4 protein-coding genes are annotated in these 3,377 nt (G+C 66.4%); 3 read left to right on the top strand and 1 reads right to left on the bottom strand.

The window, feature by feature from the left end; all coding sequences use genetic code 11:
* Positions 1–973 (bottom strand): MASE1 domain-containing protein (locus B3T77_RS01590; RefSeq protein WP_292076506.1); only part of this gene is annotated, 973 nt, incomplete at its 3' end.
* A 117-nt stretch (positions 974–1,090) separates the two neighbouring features.
* On the opposite strand from B3T77_RS01590, the gene B3T77_RS01585 reads away from it, so the two are divergent.
* From B3T77_RS01585 to B3T77_RS01575, 3 genes are all read left to right on the top strand, one after another.
* Positions 1,091–1,879: a nucleotidyltransferase family protein gene (locus B3T77_RS01585; protein WP_055754649.1), complete on the top strand. Its 789-nt coding sequence runs from the start codon at positions 1,091–1,093 to the stop codon at positions 1,877–1,879.
* 13 nt (positions 1,880–1,892) lie between these two features.
* Positions 1,893–2,666 carry a metallophosphoesterase family protein gene (locus tag B3T77_RS01580; RefSeq protein WP_292076503.1) on the top strand — a complete coding sequence of 258 codons (774 nt, stop codon included), beginning with the start codon at positions 1,893–1,895 and terminating at the stop codon, positions 2,664–2,666.
* Positions 2,667–2,745: 79 nt separating this feature from the next.
* The gene (locus B3T77_RS01575; protein WP_292076502.1) at positions 2,746–3,207 is read left to right on the top strand and encodes a translation initiation factor IF-2; all 462 of its coding nucleotides are present in this window, start codon (positions 2,746–2,748) and stop codon (positions 3,205–3,207) included.
* Positions 3,208–3,377 lie beyond the last annotated feature (170 nt).

Raw genomic sequence — 3,377 nt, 5'->3', positions numbered from 1 at the left:
GCAGACGCGCCGTCAGACGCCGACGCTCGGTCGACAGGGTGGTGATGGGCAGGACCGACCCGACGACGCAAAGCAGGAACAGATGAAACACATTCATCTGGCGCATCACCTCAGGCAGGGCGGCCAGAACGGGATCTGGCGGCAGGCGGGTCAACACAACCGGCCCATGCCCGGCCAGCGTGGCGGCGCCGCCGATGGCCGCGACCAGCACCACCGCGCAGGCGGTGGTCGGCGGACCGAGCCGGAAGGCCAGAAGAATCAGCGGCGGAAGCACCGCGAACATCACCGGCGCCGACGACTGGGTAAACACCCACAGCGTGACGCCGCCGACCAGAACCAGCAGGGCGGCCGCCTCCGTCATCGTGGCCTGGGCGTCGTCCCTGAAACGATGGTTGCGCGCCAGCAGCAACAGGGACGGCGTGACGATCATCATCGCCAGCAGCTCCATGTCGAACAGGTGGTGCATCCGGAACGCCAGCGTGCCCGGCACCTTCCAACTCATCAGCACCGCGACCGCGCCCGCCAGCAGGGTGCTGATCAAAACCGCCGGTACGGCGGCAAAGACGGCGAAGCGGAACAGACGCCAGGGACGTCGCATATCCAGCGCGGCCCCGCAGAAACGGCGCGCCAACACGGCCGCGATGCAGACCTGCGTCAGGTTCAGGGCGACATTGGTGAACATCATCACGCCGGGATCGCCGCGCACGATGTTGCTGGCGAGGTTGATCGCGGCGCAGGCGAGCATGACGCCGATGGCCTGGCGACGATGAAGCTGAAGGACGGCGGCCAGAAGCACCGCATTGGCCGGCCACAGAACCGTGGCGCCGAAGGCATGCATGCTCCACTGGGCGACCGATAGGCACAGGGCGAACAAGGCCGCATAGGCGTAGGGCGACGGCCCAGCCGCGCGGCCGGCCTCATGACGGAAAAACCGCCAGCGCCCGCCTTCTGCGTTCACCCACTTCAGCCCCATGACGGAACAGTGACACGCAGGGGTTAACGATCCCGTAGCGGCCCACCTAGGTAGGATTGCGGAACCGCCGTTCAGCGTCGCCGTTTACTCGCCCTTGCCAGCAAAGGGCCCCAGCCAATGTCAGACGTGATCGCCGAACCGACCTTCGAGCCGCCGGCGGACGCCCTGGCCTTCTATGAAGAGAGCCTGCGCCTGCTCAAGGAGAGCGGGATCCCCTTCCTGCTGTCGGGCACCTACGCGGTCACGGCCTACACCGGCATCCGTCGCCCGACCAAGGATTTGGATGTCTTCTGCAAGCCTGGCGACTACCCCCGCATCCTGGCCTTCTTCCAGAAGCACGGCTACCGCACCGACGTTGAGGACGAGCGCTGGATCGCCAAGGTCTGGAAAGACGAGAAACACTTCTTCGACGTCATCTTCGCCATGTCAAACGGCACCATCGCCGTGTCCGACAGCTGGTTCAGCGAGGACCGGATCACCGTCTATGGCCATCAGGTCCAGATCACCCCGCCCACGGCCCTGATCCTGTCCAAGGTCTTTATCCAGGACCGCTATCGCTATGACGGGGCCGATGTGAACCACGTCATCCTGAAACAGTCCGACGCCATCGACTGGAAGAGCCTGCTGGACCAGATGGACCTGTATTGGGAAGTGCTGGCCGCCCATCTGCTGAACTTCCGCTTCGCCTATCCGACCGAGCGCGACCGGATTCCGCGCTGGCTGATGGAAGAGTTGGTCCAGCGATTGACGGCCCAGATCGATCTTCCGGCGCCGCGCGTGAAGGTCTGTCGCGGCCGGCTGTTCAGCCCGCGCGACTATGTCGCCGACGTCGCCGAGTGGGGCTTTGGCGACGTCGTCGGCAAGGGGCTGGAGGAACGCCACGACCCCGTCAACCTGGGCCACTGAAAGGTAAGCCGCCATGACCGACGCCGTCCCCGATCCCCAGACGATCCAGCCCGGCCTGGAGGCCGGTCCCGCCAAGACACTGCGCGTCGCCGCCGTCGGCGACCTTCATGTCGGCGAGACCACCGAGCATCGCTATCGCGACCTGTTCGAACGGGTGTCGGACGACGCCGATGTCCTGTGCCTGTGCGGCGACCTGACCAACTACGGCAAGACGCCCGAGGTCGAGCGGCTGCTTGAGGATCTCAAGTTGTGCAAAATCCCGATGGTCGGCGTGCTGGGCAATCATGAGCACGAGTGCGGCCAGCCCGAGGTCGTCACCAAGATGCTGACCGACGCCGGGGTCAAGATGCTGACCGGCGAGGCCTATGAGATCGAGGGCGTCGGCTTTGCGGGCGGCAAGGGGTTCGTCGGCGGCTTCGGCCGCTATATGCTTTCCTCGTTCGGCGAGGCCTCGATCAAGCGTTTCGTTCAGGAGGCGGTCGAGGACGCCAATCTCATCGAGAACTCGATCCGCATGCTGCGCACTGAACGCTCGGTCGTGCTGCTGCACTATGCGCCCGTGGTCGAGACGGTGATGGGCGAACCGCCCGAAATCCACGCCTTCCTGGGGTCGTCGCGCCTGGCCGAGACCATCGATCGCTACGACAACGTCCGGCTGGTCGTGCACGGCCACGCCCACCGCGGCGGGCCGGAGGGACGCACCACCAAGGGAACGCCCGTCTATAATGTCGCCCTGCCGGTGCTGAAGACCCTGGGCGACAAACCCTATCGGGTCTTTGAAATCTGACCGGACTGTAGGAGGGTGCGACCGGGGCTGGGATGCAGCCTCGTTCGGGGCCGCAAGGCGGCCCGTCGTGGAGTTTCCGATGCGCCTTCTGTCTTCCGCCGCGGCCGTCGCCGTCCTAGCCCTGACCACTCCCGCCTTCGCCGCCGGTCAGGCCGCCGCCCCTGCGCCTGCACCCCAAGCCGCTGCGGCGCCTGAACCGGCCGAAGAGGCGGACAGTCCCGAGGAAGCCGCCTTCGAGGCCAAGGCGGAAGCCTTCAGTCAGGTCATGGAGACGATGGCCAGCGAGATGCAGGCCGCCGCAGCCCAGGCCGACAAGACCAAGGCCAAGGCCGACCTGGACGCCATCCAAGCCAAATATCAGCCCCAGGTCGACGCCTTCGCCGAAGATGTCCAGACGTTCGCCGTCAGCAGCGGCCAGGCGACGCCCGAACAACTCGCGCCTGCGATCCAGCAGATCAAGGGCATCCCTGCTGATGTCCGAGGCAAGATCGACGCCGCTGTTGCAGCCCCTGCCGCCTCTGCGCCGGCGACGCCGCAGTAAGCCAAGCCTTACCGCGATTTCACTTGAGACGGGGCGGCTGAGGGCGGAGTTTGCGCGGGTCATTCAACGGGAGCCGTCCCATGATCCGCCTGCTCAGCCTGACCGCCGCCCTTGCGCTCGCGCCCGTGCCCTCCGCCCTGGCGCAGACCCCGGGGCCTGCGCCCACGCCG

Origin of the sequence: Brevundimonas sp. UBA7838 (assembly GCF_002500885.1) — a bacterium.
GTDB classification, from domain to species: Bacteria; Pseudomonadota; Alphaproteobacteria; order Caulobacterales; family Caulobacteraceae; genus Brevundimonas; species Brevundimonas vesicularis_C.
The sequence above is the reverse complement of the archived record's forward strand: the minus strand, read 5'-3'. Positions and strand labels throughout refer to the sequence as shown.

What these genes read in the sequence shown, in the direction of transcription:
- B3T77_RS01585 (WP_055754649.1), top strand. Translation starts at nt 1,091, where the DNA reads ATGTCAGACGTGATCGCCGAACCGACCTTCGAGCCGCCGGCGGACGCC.
- B3T77_RS01580 (WP_292076503.1), top strand. Translation starts at nt 1,893, where the DNA reads ATGACCGACGCCGTCCCCGATCCCCAGACGATCCAGCCCGGCCTGGAG.
- B3T77_RS01575 (WP_292076502.1), top strand. Translation starts at nt 2,746, where the DNA reads ATGCGCCTTCTGTCTTCCGCCGCGGCCGTCGCCGTCCTAGCCCTGACC.